Source organism: Pedobacter terrestris (assembly GCF_052343045.1).
Classification (GTDB): Bacteria; Bacteroidota; Bacteroidia; order Sphingobacteriales; family Sphingobacteriaceae; genus Pedobacter.
In genome coordinates, this window is record NZ_CP180264.1 from 3,877,045 (window position 1) to 3,894,571 (window position 17,527).

A 17,527-nucleotide genomic window follows, 5' to 3' on the forward strand; every position below is an offset into this window, starting at 1 on the left:
TTATTCTTTTCTTCCACTTGTAAGTAAGAAGTTACGCACTAAAAGGTCAATTTTTGCAATCTTTGGTTATCCATAATTTACTAACCTAAGCTTTATGATTAAAAAAATACAACTTTACCTGGTTATTGCCGGGGCGTGCGCATCACTCAATAGCATGGCACAAGATGCAGTACGTTATCAAACTCCGCCAAAAGAAATTGCAGATTTGCTTTTGGCCAAACCGACACCTGCAACTAGCATTGATGGAAAAGCAGAATGGATTTTATTTAGTGAACGCAATTCCTATCCTTCTGTAGAAGAATTGGCTATGCCAGAATACCGCATCGCCGGACTTCGACTAAACCCAAACAATTATGCCTTAAGCAGACAGACTTTCATCAACAATTTGAGTCTGAAAAACATAAAATCAAATCAAACTTTTCAGGTAACCGGACTTCCTGCTCCTTTATACGCAGGAAACATCAGCTGGAATCCATCCGAAAATAAGATCGCTTTTACCAATACTACGCAAAAAGGTGTAGACTTATACACCATAGATTTGGCTACAAAAAAAGCAACTAAAATTAACAAGGCATTTTTAAATACCGTTTTAGGTGGTGGAATTACCTGGTTAACGGACAACACCATTATTTATAGAACAGTTACCAAACCCGCAAGTGCTGCGCCGGCAAAACCACTTATGCCAACCGGGCCAACCATTCAACAAAATTTAGGCAAAGCAGCACCAAGTGCAACCTATCAGGATTTAATTAAATCGCCATTTGACGAGCAATTGTTTGATTTTTTTGCCACTTCTCAACTGGTAAAAAATACTGGTGGTGTAGAAACTCCGATTGGTAAGCCAGCAATTTATGCTTCAGCGCAATTATCACCCGATAAAAAATATATTCTAACAGAAACCTTACATAAACCATTTTCTTACCTGGTTTCTGCAAGAGGTTTTCCCTCTACAATTTCTATTGTTGATGTTACTGGAAAAATCATTAAAAATGTAGCAGATTTACCATCATCAGAAGGTACACCTTCGGGCTATGACAATACACAAAATGTTGCCAGAGGTTTTGATTGGCGCGATGATGAACCTGCAACGCTGATATGGGCGAAACCTTTAGATAGTGGCTTAATAAAAACCAAAGTTCCTTTTCACGATGCGATCTATTCACTTAGTGCACCTTTCACTGGATCAGAAAAAGAACTTTTCAAAACCGAAACACGTTACCGAGGCGTACAATGGGGAGATGCAAATCTGGCACTTGTGATGGAAGGCTTACGCAGCAAACAAACCAATAAAGTAAGTGTCTACAACCCTACAACCGGCAAGATTGAAGAGCTTTACAGCAGAAACCAAACAGATGCTTACGGAAATCCGGGAACACCTGTTACAGTAAAAAATAAATTTGGTCGTTCTGTAATTAAAACCGTAGATAACGGAACCAAAATTTTGATGAACAATACTGTAGGTTCTTCAGAAAAAGGCGATTTACCATTCCTAGCCAAATTTGACCTCAAAACCAAAGAAAATGAAATTATTTGGCGCAGTCAGGAAGGAACTTTTGAATATGTGAGTGATGTAATCGATCCGGAGAAACTGGTATTGTTAACCAGAAAGGAAACGCAGAAAGAGGTTCCAAATTATTATATTAAAAACCTGATCTTACGCGTCGCCGATCGCCCGGTTACTAACTTTGCAAATCCATATCCATCGTTAGAAGGCATTACTAAAGAGAAAATTTCTTACAAACGTGCCGATGGCGTAGATTTAACCGGCGATCTTTATTTGCCTAAAGGCTACAACAAAGGTAAAGACGGTCCGTTGCCAACTTTAATCTGGGCATATCCACGCGAGTTTAATTCGGCAGCAGATGCAGCGCAGATTCGCGGTTCAAAAGACAAATTCACTGCAATTGCCTGGGGCTCTCCTATTTATTGGGTAACCCGCGGTTATGCCGTGTTGGACAATGCAGAAATGCCGATTGTAGCTAAAGACGGCAAAAGACCTAACGATACTTTTATTGAACAATTGCAACAAAATGCAGAGGCGGCAATTAATAAACTTTCTGATTTAGGTGTTGGCGATCGTAAACGTATGGCAGTTGGTGGCCACAGTTACGGCGCTTTTATGACCGCGAACCTATTGGCGCATACTAACCTTTTTGCTGCCGGAATAGCCAGAAGCGGCGCATACAACCGTACACTTACTCCTTTCGGTTTCCAAAATGAAGAACGTACTTACTGGCAGGCGCCACAATTGTATTATGAAATGAGCCCGTTTAGTTATGCCGATAAAATTAAAACGCCTTTGCTTTTAATTCATGGTGATTCTGATGACAATCCGGGTACTTTTCCGATAAATAGCGAACGTTTGTTTAATGCAATAAAAGGTGCTGGTGGCACCACACGCTTTGTATTCTTACCATTCGAGGCGCATGGTTACCGCGGCAAAGAAAACATTTTACATGCACTTTGGGAGCAAGACCAATGGCTTGAAAAATATGTGAAAAACAAAAAATAATACCTTTCTCTCCCAATATCTGATGCCCTGGTTTTTCCGGGGCATTTTTTATTCGCAAAAAAATAGTTCGGCGTTCGGTTTCGTTATTTAATGAAATAAAGTAAATGCCGTTTTTGTTTACTCAAAAAATTTGCAGCAACAGTTCTATTCAGAAAAATGATTCTCCTTATTTCGTGCATTCTATTTGCTTATTGCCGCATATCGGCTTATTTTTAAGCGAAAAACAAAAGCATTTTATTTTTACTGTCCATCGCCTTTTTTGGTATCGCTTTTGAACATTTTTTAACCTCATTTTGTTACGTACACATGGAATATATAGACTATTATAAAATCCTCGATCTTAAAAAAACCGCATCTACGGATGATATCAAAAAAGCATATCGTAAACTGGCCAGAAAATATCATCCAGACCTGAATCCGAATAATGACGAAGCCAATAAAAAGTTTCAGCAAATTAATGAAGCGAATGAGGTTTTAAGCGATCCGGATAAACGGAAAAAATACGACAAATACGGTAAAGACTGGCAACATGCCGATCAACTGGATGCGCAACAAGCACAACAACGCAGATATCAATCGCAAAGCCGCAACGGCGGACAACAAAGTTATTCTGGTGGTTTTGATGGCGGTGATTTTTCGGACTTCTTCTCGTCCATGTTCGGCGGTGCCGGGAGAAGCAGCCGCAATTCTCCGTTTAAAGGCCAGGATTACAACGCAGATCTTACACTCAATCTAATCGATGCCTTTACAACCCACAAACAAACCTTAACTGTAAATGGTAAACAAGTACGCATTACGGTTCCGGCGGGCGTGGAAAACGGACAGAAAATTAAACTTCCGGGTTATGGTGCGCCAGGCGTAAATAATGGCCCTCCAGGCGATCTGTTTCTCACTTTTAACATTACAGAAGATGCGAAGTTTAAACGCAAAGGGAACGATATTTTTTTACAGGAAGATATTGACCTATACACTGCAATTTTAGGTGGCGAGAAAATTGTAGACACACTAAATGGAAAAGTAAAACTGAAAATACCAGAAGGTACTCAGCCAGATACCACACTTCGATTAAAAGGAAAAGGTTTCCCCGTATATAAAAAAGAAAACCAGTTTGGCGACTTGTATGTCAAATGGCAGGTAAAATTGCCAACTAAACTAAGCACAGAACAAAAAGACCTTTTTGAGCAATTGTCTAAACTTTAGCTTTATGGAAAATACATTAATATCGGTAGAGGACATCTGTCTGCATCATAAAATCGAAATTAATTTTATACAATCTTTGGAAGATGTAGGCCTTATCCAAACCACCAGAGTTTCCAGATCAAGTTTCATTCATGTTGATGAGTTGTCTAAACTGGAACGTTATTTACGGCTAGCAAATGATCTTGAAATAAACATTGAAGGTTTGCATGCAGTTTCGCTGCTTTTATCTCAAATACAAGAAATGCAGAACCAGCTAAGTGCCCTTAAAAATGAGCTGCAATACTACCGGCAAATCACTTAAATTTTTGAAATACAATCTGGTTACTTTGCAAAAGGCTAATGTAAAAAGCCTTCTTTTTTAAGATTAGTTTCTTAAATTGGGCATTCTAAACATGTAACTATGAGTGAGCTTTCAAATGCATTTATCGAAAAAATTAAGGCCTCATATGCACCCAGTGGTTCATACATTTATTTAGGTGCAGGTATGTTGGATGGGCAAGTTTGTGCCGATGCGGAAATTAACCTGTCGTTGAAAATGATGAACAGGCATGGCTTAATTGCTGGTGCAACAGGTACGGGTAAAACCCGCACATTACAACTTTTGGCAGAGCAACTCTCCGATGCTGGTGTACCTGTTTTTATGCTCGATGTTAAAGGCGACCTTTCTGGTCTGAACCAACCTGGCGCTATAAATCCAAAAATTGAAGAACGTGCAAAACAGTTGGGAAAAAATTTTGAACCATCTGGCTTTCCTGTAGAAATTTATTCACTTTCCGGAAAATTAGGTGCGCAAATGCGTGCCACCGTTTTAGAATTTGGGCCCACTTTACTCGCAAAAATTCTAGATTTAAACGATACACAAACCGGCGTATTGGCTGTGATTTTTAAATATGCCGATGACAATAAACTGCCAATTATAGATTTAAACGATTTAAAGAAACTGCTATCCTATCTATCTGACGGGCCTGGTGCAAAAGAAATTAAAAGCAGTTACGGAAGCATTTCTACCGCAACATCCGGAACGATTTTAAGAAAAATTGTCGCCATTGAACAACAAGGATTAAGTGGCTTATTTGGCGAAAAATCTTTCGATATAGAAGATCTTTTTGAACGGATTGATGGCAAAGGTGTAATTAGTCTGCTAAACATCGCCGATGTACAAAATCAACCCGTTCTGTATTCAACTTTTTTACTTAGTCTGCTTGCAGAAATTTTTGGAAGTCTTCCGGAAGCCGGCGATTTAGACAAACCCAAGCTGGTATTCTTTTTCGATGAGGCACACTTACTGTTCAAAAACTCCTCTAAAGCATTTCTGGAACAGATTGAAACCATTATCCGCCTAATCCGCTCTAAAGGTGTTGGCGTCTTCTTCTCTACGCAAGCACCGACTGATGTTCCGGAAAGTGTTTTAGGCCAATTGGGCAACCGCTTTCAGCATGCATTGCGTGCGTTTACACCAAATGATGTGGATGCGCTGAAGAAAACCGTAAATACCTACCCGAAATCGGATTTCTATACCATTAACGAGGTATTAACCGGATTGGGAACCGGACAAGCACTAATCACGGTATTGAATGAGAAAGGAATCCCTACGGAAGTTTCTGCAACCATGCTTACCTCGCCACGTGCGGTGATGGGCCCTTTAACCGCTACAGATTTAGACCAGTTAATTCAAGGTAGTCCGATGTTTGCAAAATATAAAGATGCAATTGATCCTGAAAGTGCTTACGAGATTTTAACCAAAAGAATTAACGACCAGGAAGAGGCAGCAGCACAAGCAAAAGAAGAAGCACAAATAAAAAAGGAATCCGAAACAGAAAACAAACCCAAATCTGATGAAAAGAGTATAGTTGAGCAAGTTATGGGCGCAACTATTACCAGACAAATCGGAAAAGAGATTGTTCGGGGCATTTTTGGCATGTTAACAGGAAAAAAAACCAGAACAAAAAGCGGCGGCGGCTTGTTTGGCTTTTAATTATAAAATAAAAAATTAAAAAAACGCTCTAATTAGTATTTTCGCAATATGAAACCAACATTATTAATCTTGGCTGCCGGGATGGCAAGCCGTTACGGGAGCATGAAACAAATTGACGGTTTCGGTCCTAATGGTGAAACAATCATCGACTATTCAATATATGACGCGATCAATGCCGGTTTTGGCAAAGTTGTATTTATCATCAAAGAAGAGTTTGTAGATAGCTTTAAAGCGATTTTTGAACCTAAGTTGCAAGGTAAAATTGAAACAGATTATGTATTCCAAAACTTCGACCTTAAACAGTTCGGAATTGAAGAAGAAATTTATAGAGAAAAACCATGGGGAACGGCTCACGCCATTCTTTCGGCCAGAAATACCATTAAAGAACCTTTTTGCGTAATTAATGCAGATGACTATTATGGTTTTGATGCCTTCAAGAAAATGGTCGATTTTTTAAATGATGAAGTAACAGACAGTAATTTCTCGATCATTGGTTACGAAATTGGCAAAACACTTTCTGAGCATGGTTCAGTTTCGCGTGGCGTGTGCAAAGTAGATGCTTCTGGAAATCTGGAAGAAATTATTGAACGTACAAAGGTTTACCCTAAAGATGGTAAAATTTATTATGAAGAAGATGGCGGAGAATTTCCGCTGGAATATAACACACCAGTGTCTATGAATTTCTGGGGTTTTACACCAGCTGTATTCCCAATTACAGAAGAGCTCTTCAGAGAATTTGCCATTGCCAATAAAGAAAAGCCTAAGGCAGAATTTTTCATTCCGCTGATTGGCGAAAATTTGGTTAAATCTAATACAGCAACTTTTAAAGTGGTACCAACATCAAACAAGTGGTTTGGCGTAACGTATAAGGAAGATAAGCCTTTTGTTCACGCTTCAATTGATCAGTTAATCAAGGAAGGAAAATACCCGGAAAATCTTTGGAATTAAAATATTCCGATTCTTTAAAAAGAAAAGGTTCAGTTAATATGCATAACTGAACCTTTTTTGTAAACAAACTTTTAGTTTATAGAATTAAAATTTTGAGAGAAGTTTAAATATTCTCCCTTAAATTCACCAACCATATATGAAATTGAAGAAAATATAAAATGAATTTTCTTCAATTTTCCTTTTAAAAGCATGGAATGGTTAACAACAAAAAAGCGTTTCTGAACTGAATCAGAAACGCTTTCTATTATTGAGCCTTTCGGCCTGATTATTTAACTTCTTCGAAGTCTACATCAGTAACGTTGTCGCCACCTTGCTGAGGCTGACCTTCGCCTTGAGGCTGTTGTTCAGCACCACCTTGAGGTTGTTCACCTGCTTTGTACATCTCTTCAGAAGCTGCATTCCAAGCGTTTTGCAATTCTGTTTGAGCTGCATCAATATCAGCAAAGTTACGTGAAGCATGTGCTTCTTTCAACTTAGTTAAACCAGCTTCAATTGGCGCTTTTTTATCCGCAGATAATTTTTCACCAAATTCTTTCAACTGTTTTTCTGTAGAGAATATCAAAGCATCAGCGCTATTGATTTTATCTGCTTCTTCTTTTTGTTTAGCATCATCTGCAGCGTTAGCTTCAGCTTCTTGCTTCATTTTCTGAATCTCAGCATCTGTCAAACCTGAAGAAGCCTCGATACGGATTTTTTGCTCTTTACCAGTTGCTTTATCTTTTGCACTTACGTGTAAGATACCGTTGGCATCAATATCAAAAGATACTTCTACCTGAGGAACACCACGAGGTGCTGGTGGAATACCATCTAAAATGAAACGACCAATTGTACGGTTCTGACCAGCCATTGGACGCTCACCTTGTAAGATGTGAATTTCAACAGACGGTTGGTTATCAGCAGCGGTAGAGAACGTTTCAGATTTTTTAGTTGGGATAGTTGTGTTAGACTCAATTAATTTAGTCATTACACCACCCATAGTTTCAATACCTAATGATAAAGGCGTAACGTCTAACAACAATACATCTTTAACATCACCAGTTAAAACACCACCTTGAATAGCAGCACCAATTGCCACAACTTCATCAGGGTTTACACCTTTACTTGGCTCTTTACCGAAGAAAGCTTTAACAGCTTCCTGAATTGCAGGAATACGAGTTGAACCACCTACCAAGATAATTTCGTCGATATCGCTTGTGCTTAAACCAGCATTTTTCAACGCAGATTTACAAGGATCAATAGTACGTTTAATTAAATCGCCAGCCAATTGCTCAAATTTAGCACGAGATAATGTACGCACTAAGTGTTTTGGTCCACTAGCATCAGCAGTAATATAAGGCAAGTTAATTTCAGTTGAAGTTGTGCTAGACAATTCAATTTTAGCTTTCTCAGCAGCTTCTTTCAAACGTTGTAACGCCATAGGATCTTTAGAAAGATCCATGCTGTTTTCAGATTTGAATTCATCTGTTAACCAGTCGATAATAATGTGGTCAAAGTCATCACCACCTAAGTGAGTATCACCATCGGTAGATTTCACTTCAAAAACGCCATCACCCAATTCTAAAACAGAAACGTCATGTGTACCACCACCACAATCAAACACAACAATTTTCATGTCTTTGTGTGCTTTATCCAAGCCATAAGCCAAAGCCGCAGCAGTTGGTTCATTAATGATACGTTTTACAGTTAAACCTGCAATTTCACCTGCTTCTTTCGTAGCCTGGCGTTGTGCATCATTAAAGTAAGCAGGCACAGTAATTACTGCTTCTGTAACTTCCTGACCTAAGAAATCTTCAGCAGTTTTTTTCATTTTCTGCAAAATCATTGCAGAAATTTCCTGTGGAGTATATTTTCTATCGTCAATCTCAACACGTGGTGTGTTGTTATCACCTTTCACAACTTTATACGGTACGCGAGCAGCTTCTTTAGCACTCTCGTCATAACTGTTACCCATAAAGCGTTTCACTGAATATATGGTTTTAGTTGGGTTTGTAATAGCCTGACGTTTAGCAGGCTCGCCAACTTTACGCTCACCGTTCTCTGCAAATGCAACGATAGACGGTGTAGTACGTTTACCTTCACTGTTCGCAATAACTACAGGCTCGTTACCTTCCATTACCGCAACGCAAGAGTTGGTTGTTCCTAAGTCTATTCCAATAATTTTTCCCATTGTATTATGTATTTTCTTTCTTTTTTAAGTTAAATCTACACCTGTTAAACAATGCTTGTGCCAATTGGTTTTTGTCATATAAATCGGCATAAAGCCTGAAAAAATGTAAATAAAATGCTCGAAGTATACTGACAGCATGACAGAATTCGGGCGAGTTGTAGCTCCAAGGTTGAATATTATTTTTGAAAACCAGCGTTACTACCCTGTGGCTGCTTCACTCCCGCTTTCCGCTAGAGCCCGGCAAAAAAAGCCGGGGCTACCGCTACAATCGGGTTTATCATTTAATGTTAGTGACAATATAATACCAACAATGCATCCGTTTAAAGACTCCAACAAAACAACTTTACATACATTGCTTTTATCAGGTTAAAGTTGATTTTTGCGTTCTTCTCTGATTCCGTGGAAAACCGTTTCAAAATATTCTTCAGAAATTAGAATTTATTGTCTGTTCTGTGGCTGAAAATATTTTTTACCTTTAACACATTAATATTCTAAGCCAAAATATATGGAGTTAACTGCCCAACTCATCATCGGACTCATTGCAATCATTCACCTTTACATTCTTTGGCTAGAAATGTTCGCCTGGACAACTAAAGCACCAAAAGTATTTAAAAGCCTACCGAAAGAGTTGTTTCCGCAAACCAAAACTTTAGCCGGAAATCAAGGCCTCTATAATGGCTTTTTAGCCGCTGGTTTAATCTGGTCGTTATGTATTACCAATTTAGAGTGGAAACACAATGTTGCCATATTCTTTCTTGTTTGTGTATTTGTTGCAGGTATATATGGCGCGGCAACTGCCGGCAAAAGAATTTTATTTGTACAGGCTGTGCCTGCCGCTATTGCGCTGATCTTGCTTTTTCTGGAAAACTTTGTACATCCACAGTTTTAAGTTTTTCGGTCGGTGGAGACACCAACCGATAGATAAATCTCGTCATTGCGAACTGAAGTAGGGGATTTTTTTCGGTCGGTGGAGACACCAACCGATAGATAAAAGAATTTTATTTGTACAGGCTGTACCCGCCGCTATTGCACTGATCTTGCTTTTTCTGGAAAACTTTGTACATCCACAGTTTTAGGTTTTTCGGTGGAGACACCAACCGATAGATAATGACAAAAGCGGCAAAATCTCGTCATTGCGAACTGAAGTAAGGGATTTCTGCGAATTCGTGAAGCAATCTATCCTATAAAAAATATAATTCTAAATGTAAAAATTGTTTCATCGTCCCTCCTTGCAATGACGAAGCATCAAGAATTGACAATACCTTTTAGTAAGTAAATCGTAATTTCTAAATGTCCAATAAGCGTTCGAGATGATGGTATCCAATTCCGAAAAATTCCTTACTTGCCTTAATTTTTTGTAAAACTTCTGCTTTGCGTGCTTCGCTAAGTGTTTTACCTTTAATTCCTACAACCAAAACATTTTTAGGCGTATGCGCATCAGATATGAACTCAAAGACTTTGGTTTTGTATCCGAAATATTCCAGTATCAAAGCCCTAATACCATCTGTAACCATTTCTGCCTGTCGTTCCAGAAAAATCCCATATTTGGTTAAGAACGAAACCTCATTAGCCACCTTATTTTTTTCCATCTCGCGGCGAATTTGTTTATGGCAGCAAGGTGCCACTACAATCAGTTCTGCATCGGCTTTTATACCTTTAAAAATCGCATCATCGGTAGCCGTATCACAGGCATGCAGCGCAATTAACAAATTCACTTCCTCTGCTACATAATCTTCAATAGTTCCCTGAACAAATTTCAATCGATTAAAACCTGCATTCTGCGCTACAGTGTTGCAAAGGTCAACCATATCTTGCCGATATTCGACACCTACAATTTCGCTTTCCAGCTTTAATACTGCGTGTAAATAATCATAAAGTGCAAAAGTGAGGTAACCTTTTCCAGATCCCATATCGGCAACTTTTCTAATTGTTCCGTCCGGTAATTCTTTAATAAGCGAACTTAGAATTTCTATATAATGATTAATCTGGCGAAATTTGTCTTGCGCATTCTTAAACACATTACCATCGGCATCAGTAATTTTAAGTTCTGTTAGATAAGATTTTGCATCAGACTTAATAATTCTATTTTTTTGTTTATCGTGATTCGATTCCGGTAATTGTGTGCTTGATGCATTTACTTCGCGTAAGACCAGTTTTCCATTATTAAGCTCTTCAATAATTAGATCCCGTTCTGTAGTAAATAGTGTAGCAATTTTAAATCCCGAAGCCAGATATTCAGAAATTAGCGTTACAGCTTCATCCATTCCAAAATTCTTAACAACATCTCTGGTTTTATACCGAAAAGTGAATGCCACTTTCTCTTCGCGCTTAATCGTAACTTTGCGAATAAGAATCTGTTTTAATGCCTCTTCCGCTCCTTTATAATTTCCCAAAGAAATTTTAACAAAGGTCTTTGCATTTAAACTTTCTTCTAAAGCAGAAATAAATTGTTCTATATGTTCTGAAAATATCATCGGCAAATTTAAAGCACAAAGATAAACCAAATTATTTGTTAGTACACCGCACGAAAATATTGTAACATTAGAGCGACTTTTTAAATAAAAAAATCGTAATAACCGATAAAAAACTCTTTTGTTGGCCGATCACAGCGATATTAATTAATTCGATTTAGTAAAGCTTAAATCAAGATTGATGAAAATCATTCTAAAAAAGGAAAATCACTTCGCTTTAAAAAAATTAAAGATTATTTTAGAATAAAATAATCAGCTAACCAGATTTCATGAACGATTTTCAAATTAAAAAATCACCAACAGTTTACGATGCCATTGTAGTAGGTTCGGGTGCGGGTGGAGGCATGGCTGCGTATGTACTCGCAAATGCCGGACAGAAAGTTTTAATGCTCGAAGCCGGTCAATATTTTGACCCCAGATTAGATTCACATCAATTAAAATGGCCCTGGGAATCTCCCCGTCGCGGAGCAGGAACTGTTCGTCCATTCGGAGATTTCGACGCTTCTTATGGAGGTTGGGAATTGGAAGGAGAACCTTATACGCAAAAAAATAAAACTGAATTTGAATGGTTCAGATCGCGTATGCTCGGTGGAAGAACCAACCACTGGGGAAGAATTTCTTTAAGGATGGGCCCACAAGATTTCAAACCAACAGACGGATTAACAGATAGCTGGCCAATCACATATAGCGATGTAAAACCTTTTTACGATAAAGTAGACCGCATGATTGGAATCTACGGCACCGTTGAGGGAATTGAAAGCGAACCTGACGGAATATTTATGAAACCACCTAAACCACGATTAAACGAACTTTTCATCAAAAAAGGAGCAGAAAAAGCTGGTGTAAGAGTCATTACCGGTCGTGGTGCGGTTATGACAGAATCCATCAAAGGTAATAATGACCGTGCACCTTGTTTTTATTGCGGGCAATGCGGCCGAAGCTGTAAAGTTTATGGCGATTTTTCATCCTCTTCTTGTTTGGTTATTCCCGCGGTTAAAACGGGAAATTTAACGGTAATTACCGATGCAATGGTGCGAGAAGTATTGACGGATAAAGATGGAATGGCAACTGGTGTTTCTTATGTAAATAGAAAAGATTTGCAGGAATACCAGGTAAAAGGAAAACTGGTTATTTTAGGCGCCAGTGCCTGCGAATCTGCGCGTATTCTATTAAATTCAAAATCATCTGCTCATCCGGGTGGTTTGGCCAACAGTAGCGGTGTAGTGGGAAAATACTTACACGATTCTACCGGAGCTGGTGTTTATGGTTTCTTGCCGCAACTGGTAGATAGAAAACGTTACAATGAAGATGGTTTGGGCAGCGTTCACATCTATTCGCCTTGGTGGCTAGACAATAAAAATTTGGATTTTCCGCGGGGTTATCATATTGAATACGGCGGCGGAATGGGAATGCCATCTTACGGATTTGGAAACGGCGTGGCAAAAATAAACGGAATGGTTCCGGATAGAAATGGAAAAATGAAAACCGCTGGTGGATATGGAAAATCATTAAAAGAGGATTACCGCCGCTTTTATGGCACAAGCGTTGGAATGGCTGGCCGCGGAACGGCGATTGCAAGAGAAAACAACTATTGCGAAATAGATCCGAATATGGTCGATAAATACGGTATTCCGGTACTGAGGTTTAATTACACATGGGCAAAAGAAGAAATCCTGCAGGCCAAACATATGCAAGAAACCTTTTTATCTATCATGAAAGAAATGGGCGCCGTTGTTACCTCAGAAATTCATGGAGCCGATACCAATTATGGTTTATTAAATCCAGGCAAAATTATTCACGAAGTTGGCACAATCCGCATGGGCGATAACCCGAAAAAATCGGCATTAAATAAATATTGCCAGGCGCATGATTGTAAGAATCTTTTTGTTGTTGATGCGGGTCCGTTTGTACAGCAAGGCGATAAAAATGCAACCTGGACAATCTTAGCTTTATCTATGAGAACTGCCGAATATATTTTAGCCCAAAAGAAAAAACAAAACATTTAGTATGAATAGAAGAGATTCATTAAAGGCAATTGGCCTTACCGCAATAAGTACTGCTGTTCTTGTTGAAGCTTGTAAACAACCTGAAAAAGAAGTTGAAAAACCTGCTATTGCTGAAGAACCACAATCAAAAGCAGGCAGAGAACAATGGGAACTGGATAGAGATAAACAGCTAAAGGCAGAAACATTTTTTAACAAACATGAAATGGCTACGATAACGCTTTTGGCCGATATTATAATCCCGAAAGATGAGGTTTCCGGAAGCGCATCAGATGCTAAAGTCCCAGAGTTCATAGAATTTATTGTAAAAGATATTCCTGAACATAAAGTGCCCATGCGCGGCGGTCTGAAATGGCTCGATGTATATTGCTTTAATACGTTCGGAAAATCATTTGTAGAAAGCTCCGAAGCCCAGCGTATTTCTATCATTGATGATATCGCCTATCCAGACAAAGCAAAACCTGAAGTGAGACCTGGAGTAATGTTCTTTAACCGAATGCGAGATTTAACTGCATCGGGATTTTATACTACAGAAATAGGCGTAAAAGACATTGGTTTTGCCGGTAACGCACCTAACCAGTGGGAAGGGGTTCCGGCCGATGTACTGAAACAGTACGGAATGGAGAACGTGAAGATTTAGATTTATAAACCGTCATTGCGAACGGAAGCGTTGATTTGAGCGTTGGAGTGAAGCAATCTTTGTGAAAAACTCGAGCACGAAAGATTGCTTTATCGTTCCTCCTTCCAATGACGGATTTTACTTGGTCGTCATTGCGAACAGAAGCGTTGATTGAGGGTTGGAGCGAAGCAATCTTTGTGAAAATTCAAGCATGAAAGATTGCTTCGTCGTTCCTCCTCGCAATGACGGATTTTACTTGGTTGTCATTGCGAGGAGGCTTTTCCTGCCGACGAAGCAATCTTTCAGTTTCTTCAAAATTGTGTTACGCTTGGATTTGCCACGGAAACACAGAACGCACGGAACTTCTGCTCCGAAATCTTTACAGCAATGACGAAATGTATAGAACATTACTCAATATCGTTCTCGCTTTTAAATGTGAGTGAGCGACAAGATTAACTGCAAACCTAAATAACATTAAAATTATTCCACTACCAAAATCAAGCCTTTTCCCTTCTCTATACGAATAGATTTTCCCCCTGAGTAATTTCCAGATGTCTGGAATTGATCAATTTCCGGAGCAATAATTTTAGCTTTTTCAGCACTCAATCCTAATTTGTTCCAATCTATTTCCAGATTCACGGCAACATTTTCATCTGCCCAACTGGCTAAAGCAACCATAGTCTTGCCTTTTCTTTGATAAACAGTGGCGAGCACTTTTGAATTATCGGTTTTAACCGGGCAGTTTTCACTCCAGTAACCAATCATTCGGGAATCTTTCATTCCGAAATCCTGCCATAATTTCCATAATGGTTTCGGATCACTTTTATCAGACCAACCCAAACGGCTCGTCATTCCATAAATCATTCCTCTCCACGGATTTCCGTCATTTTGAAGCATTTCTCCCATCAAACCAAAAGGAATACCGCTAACTTCAGTCAAAAAGAAATCGGGATTATTTTCTTCATAATCGAAATATTCGCCAAACCATAAGCGGTTTAAATATGGGAAATGCTCCATATATAAAATTGCGCTGTTGTTAAAACCGTCGCTTTTATTAAATTGATTGGCAGAGTGCAAATCAATAATTCCAGGATGATCATCTTGCGTAAGCACACGTTTTATACGTTTCATGGTTACGCGATCAAAAGCAACATCATCGAGATAAACGCCATCTATCCCCACATTTTTAACCAACCAATTCATGCCCTCAACATAATAATTGTGCCAACGGTTCATACCACTATTTATGATCGCTGCATCTTTAATTTCGGGTACAAACCAGGCTGCAATATAATTTGAATCGAGATGTTCCTGCAACCAACTAAATCCGCCGCCTTTTCCTGGCGAGTACACTTCTGTTCCTAAACTTCTTAATGCAGGCAGTTCATATGCATGGTTAGAAAGCTCTCTTACTGTATTGTAAATTTTCACTTTCAGTTTTTTGGAATGTGCCTCATCCACATAATTTTTCATTTTTTTCCATTCTATGAAAGGATAATTAATCCATGGATTTATAGGCGTAGCATGATGAATATTAACAACTGTTGCGCCTGTTGCTTGGATTGAATCGAGATTTCCATATTTATGATAAAAACGATTTTCCCACTGAAAATCCGTATCGAGCAAATGAAAAGGTGTAATTAAAAGATTGAAATTGTAATACAATACCTCGCCTTTCTTCATTTCCCTTTCGCCGGTAAAATTATCGGCAAGCATAGAACTTCCTTTTATGTTAACCTGAATGCCGCCTTTATTTTCATTTCCCCAAGATTTCGGCATCACTAAAGGCTTTTGAAGATAAAAGTTGGTATTTAAAGGCCGCACGTAATTTTCGTCCCGAAGGTTGTAATACAAGCCGGCATTTACATTTCCAATCCAAACCGCATCTTGATTTTTATGGGCTACATCCCATTTCCATTTGACGGTATCGGGTCTTATCCCACCTTTTTCGCCCAAACCCATGAGATACTTGGCAGAACCTTTATCAAATGGAATATGAAAATCTACATTGCTAAAATGCACCTCATTTAACGCGGTAACTTTTACGGTGTAATGGACGTATCCATCAAATTCTAGCACACCTTCTACTTCCATTTTTAAATTCGCAGAAGTATTCGTGGCCATCCATTTTATTGTTCCGGCATCTCTACTTAAAATCTCAAAATTACTGACCGAAAATTTCTCTTGTGTTTTGGGTGTGTTATAGAAATGGAAATGAATGGGTTCTGCCAACAAATTATTTGGTTTTTCTGTATAACCCGTCATTTCTGAATTAAAAAATGTTTGGATTTGTTTCGGAAAGCCATCCGTATTAATTTCAAACTTTCTGCCCAGTAAAGCGATTACAGAACCCTCAATCTGTAGCGGAATATACGGTTTAACAACGGTATTTTCTTGTGCAAGGTTAGAATTTAACCAGCTTAAACGGGTCTGATTTTTAGGCATATCAACACCGCCGTCTGCTAAAATTTTATTGGTTACTGTGAGATTAATATTGATTTTTTTCGATTTGCCACCACCATTAACAGTAAATATTCCATTGTAAACTCCAGCAACAGCACTTGACGGAACATTGATGATTAGCCACAAAGGCTGTACCTTGTTTTTTGCTACAGATAAAACTTTGGTCAGTTTTTTATTGTCGTAGCTAACGCCATCTGTATTCAGGCAGCTGATATTTTCGGAAGAAATTTTTCGGCCGGATGCAGATTTTAAATCGGTAAAAACGATTTGAACTTTTTCGACATTTTTCAGTGCATAAACGCCGAGTTGCAGGGCATAATTTTCACCTCTGTTTGCTGTACCTGAAAAAGAATTTCCGCTGCCCTTTTCTATCCATCTATAGGGAAGATCATTTTCCATTTTTATTGGAAACATGCGGTCTTCCGGGAAAATTATAAAAGGTTCGTTAGTATGTTTTGCTTTTAATGCCAAAGTCTCTTTTTGCGTTGCAATTACTTCCATAGGAAAAAAAGAATTGAAATCATCTACAGATTGTACTTCCAATACAGAGGTATTGATCAAAACGGATTTCGCCTTGCTCCACCAATTTTGATCGGCAACGATCGGTTTGGGATAAATGCCTTGCGGATAATTGCTTCGACCTTCATTTTTATAGGGCATGTAATATACGTAATATTTGCCCGCAGCATTTGCGCTAAAAAAGATGTCTCCGCTTTCTCTGCTGATGTTTTGCAACGCCACCCGTCCAACACGCTCGCCAGAACTATTTTGAACAATAATCTGTTTGTTTTCGGGATGCATATCCCGTCTTCGCCAGGCAATTTTAACATGCGCAATATTTCCAGGCCCCTTAAATTGAACAATTGCACGGTGATTGCCTAAAGAATCGGGATTCCACGAATTATTCCCGTTAGTATATTTTAGAATTTGTGCCTGAACCTGCAATTGGGTAAAAAATGCTGTCATCAAAAGTAGCCAGTATCTCATAGGTTGATATTTTCTACTAATGTATACATCACAATTCGATTTCGGCATTTGTAATGAAAATATGTGGCAAACGTTTGTTTAAGTTATCCATACAAAGCCACGAGAGATTGTTTTATCTCCAGATTCTGCTACCAAAAGAAATGGTGCGCGCAAGAAGAATGAATTAAAATGCCAGACTCTTT

The 17,527-nt window shown here is 38.7% G+C and carries 11 protein-coding genes; 8 read left to right on the top strand and 3 right to left on the bottom strand.

The features are described from left to right. Nucleotides 1–94 precede the first annotated feature (94 nt). From ACJVDH_RS16420 to ACJVDH_RS16440, 5 genes are all read left to right on the top strand, one after another. On the top strand, nt 95–2,512 hold the full coding sequence (locus tag ACJVDH_RS16420; protein ID WP_443944490.1) for a prolyl oligopeptidase family serine peptidase: 2,418 nt from the start codon (nt 95–97) through the stop codon (nt 2,510–2,512). Between the two features lie 306 nt (nt 2,513–2,818). Further along, entirely contained in the window at nt 2,819–3,712 is an 894-nt protein-coding gene (locus tag ACJVDH_RS16425; RefSeq protein ID WP_443944491.1) for a DnaJ C-terminal domain-containing protein, read from the top strand. Nucleotides 3,713–3,716: 4 nt separating this feature from the next. Continuing rightward, nucleotides 3,717–4,013: a chaperone modulator CbpM gene (locus tag ACJVDH_RS16430; RefSeq protein WP_443944492.1), complete on the top strand. Its 297-nt coding sequence runs from the start codon at nt 3,717–3,719 to the stop codon at nt 4,011–4,013. Nucleotides 4,014–4,112: 99 nt separating this feature from the next. After that, nucleotides 4,113–5,687, top strand: coding sequence for a helicase HerA-like domain-containing protein (locus ACJVDH_RS16435; RefSeq protein WP_443944493.1), 1,575 nt, complete (start codon nt 4,113–4,115; stop codon nt 5,685–5,687). A gap of 48 nt (nt 5,688–5,735) precedes the next feature. Next, nucleotides 5,736–6,635 carry a nucleotidyltransferase family protein gene (locus tag ACJVDH_RS16440; protein ID WP_443944494.1) on the top strand — a complete coding sequence of 300 codons (900 nt, stop codon included), beginning with the start codon at nt 5,736–5,738 and terminating at the stop codon, nt 6,633–6,635. A 265-nt stretch (nt 6,636–6,900) separates the two neighbouring features. Here the strand turns inward: ACJVDH_RS16440 and dnaK are convergent, their stop codons facing one another. Then, nucleotides 6,901–8,802, bottom strand: a complete 1,902-nt coding sequence (dnaK, locus tag ACJVDH_RS16445; RefSeq protein ID WP_443944495.1) for a molecular chaperone DnaK — start codon at nt 8,800–8,802, stop codon at nt 6,901–6,903. Nucleotides 8,803–9,307: 505 nt separating this feature from the next. On the opposite strand from dnaK, the gene ACJVDH_RS16450 reads away from it, so the two are divergent. Beyond that, nucleotides 9,308–9,691, top strand: coding sequence for a DUF1304 domain-containing protein (locus ACJVDH_RS16450; protein ID WP_443944496.1), 384 nt, complete (start codon nt 9,308–9,310; stop codon nt 9,689–9,691). A 397-nt stretch (nt 9,692–10,088) separates the two neighbouring features. Here the strand turns inward: ACJVDH_RS16450 and ACJVDH_RS16455 are convergent, their stop codons facing one another. Beyond that, entirely contained in the window at nt 10,089–11,276 is a 1,188-nt protein-coding gene (locus tag ACJVDH_RS16455) for a class I SAM-dependent methyltransferase (protein WP_443944497.1), read from the bottom strand. A 266-nt stretch (nt 11,277–11,542) separates the two neighbouring features. Here ACJVDH_RS16455 and ACJVDH_RS16460 point away from each other — a divergent pair, with 266 nt between their 5' ends. Together ACJVDH_RS16460 and ACJVDH_RS16465 are read left to right on the top strand one after the other, a co-directional pair. Beyond that, complete coding sequence (locus ACJVDH_RS16460) at nt 11,543–13,279, top strand: GMC family oxidoreductase (protein WP_443944498.1); 1,737 nt, start codon at nt 11,543–11,545, stop codon at nt 13,277–13,279. A gap of 1 nt (nt 13,280) precedes the next feature. Then, entirely contained in the window at nt 13,281–13,916 is a 636-nt protein-coding gene (locus tag ACJVDH_RS16465; protein ID WP_443944499.1) for a gluconate 2-dehydrogenase subunit 3 family protein, read from the top strand. A 459-nt stretch (nt 13,917–14,375) separates the two neighbouring features. On the opposite strand, the gene ACJVDH_RS16470 is transcribed toward ACJVDH_RS16465, so the two are convergent. Further along, complete coding sequence (locus ACJVDH_RS16470) at nt 14,376–17,345, bottom strand: glycoside hydrolase domain-containing protein (protein WP_443944500.1); 2,970 nt, start codon at nt 17,343–17,345, stop codon at nt 14,376–14,378. Between the last annotated feature and the right edge of the window lie 182 nt (nt 17,346–17,527).

What these genes read in the sequence shown, in the direction of transcription:
- ACJVDH_RS16420 (WP_443944490.1), top strand. Translation starts at nt 95, where the DNA reads ATGATTAAAAAAATACAACTTTACCTGGTTATTGCCGGGGCGTGCGCA.
- ACJVDH_RS16425 (WP_443944491.1), top strand. Translation starts at nt 2,819, where the DNA reads ATGGAATATATAGACTATTATAAAATCCTCGATCTTAAAAAAACCGCA.
- ACJVDH_RS16430 (WP_443944492.1), top strand. Translation starts at nt 3,717, where the DNA reads ATGGAAAATACATTAATATCGGTAGAGGACATCTGTCTGCATCATAAA.
- ACJVDH_RS16435 (WP_443944493.1), top strand. Translation starts at nt 4,113, where the DNA reads ATGAGTGAGCTTTCAAATGCATTTATCGAAAAAATTAAGGCCTCATAT.
- ACJVDH_RS16440 (WP_443944494.1), top strand. Translation starts at nt 5,736, where the DNA reads ATGAAACCAACATTATTAATCTTGGCTGCCGGGATGGCAAGCCGTTAC.
- dnaK (WP_443944495.1), bottom strand. Translation starts at nt 8,802, where the DNA reads ATGGGAAAAATTATTGGAATAGACTTAGGAACAACCAACTCTTGCGTT.
- ACJVDH_RS16450 (WP_443944496.1), top strand. Translation starts at nt 9,308, where the DNA reads ATGGAGTTAACTGCCCAACTCATCATCGGACTCATTGCAATCATTCAC.
- ACJVDH_RS16455 (WP_443944497.1), bottom strand. Translation starts at nt 11,276, where the DNA reads ATGATATTTTCAGAACATATAGAACAATTTATTTCTGCTTTAGAAGAA.
- ACJVDH_RS16460 (WP_443944498.1), top strand. Translation starts at nt 11,543, where the DNA reads ATGAACGATTTTCAAATTAAAAAATCACCAACAGTTTACGATGCCATT.
- ACJVDH_RS16465 (WP_443944499.1), top strand. Translation starts at nt 13,281, where the DNA reads ATGAATAGAAGAGATTCATTAAAGGCAATTGGCCTTACCGCAATAAGT.
- ACJVDH_RS16470 (WP_443944500.1), bottom strand. Translation starts at nt 17,345, where the DNA reads ATGAGATACTGGCTACTTTTGATGACAGCATTTTTTACCCAATTGCAG.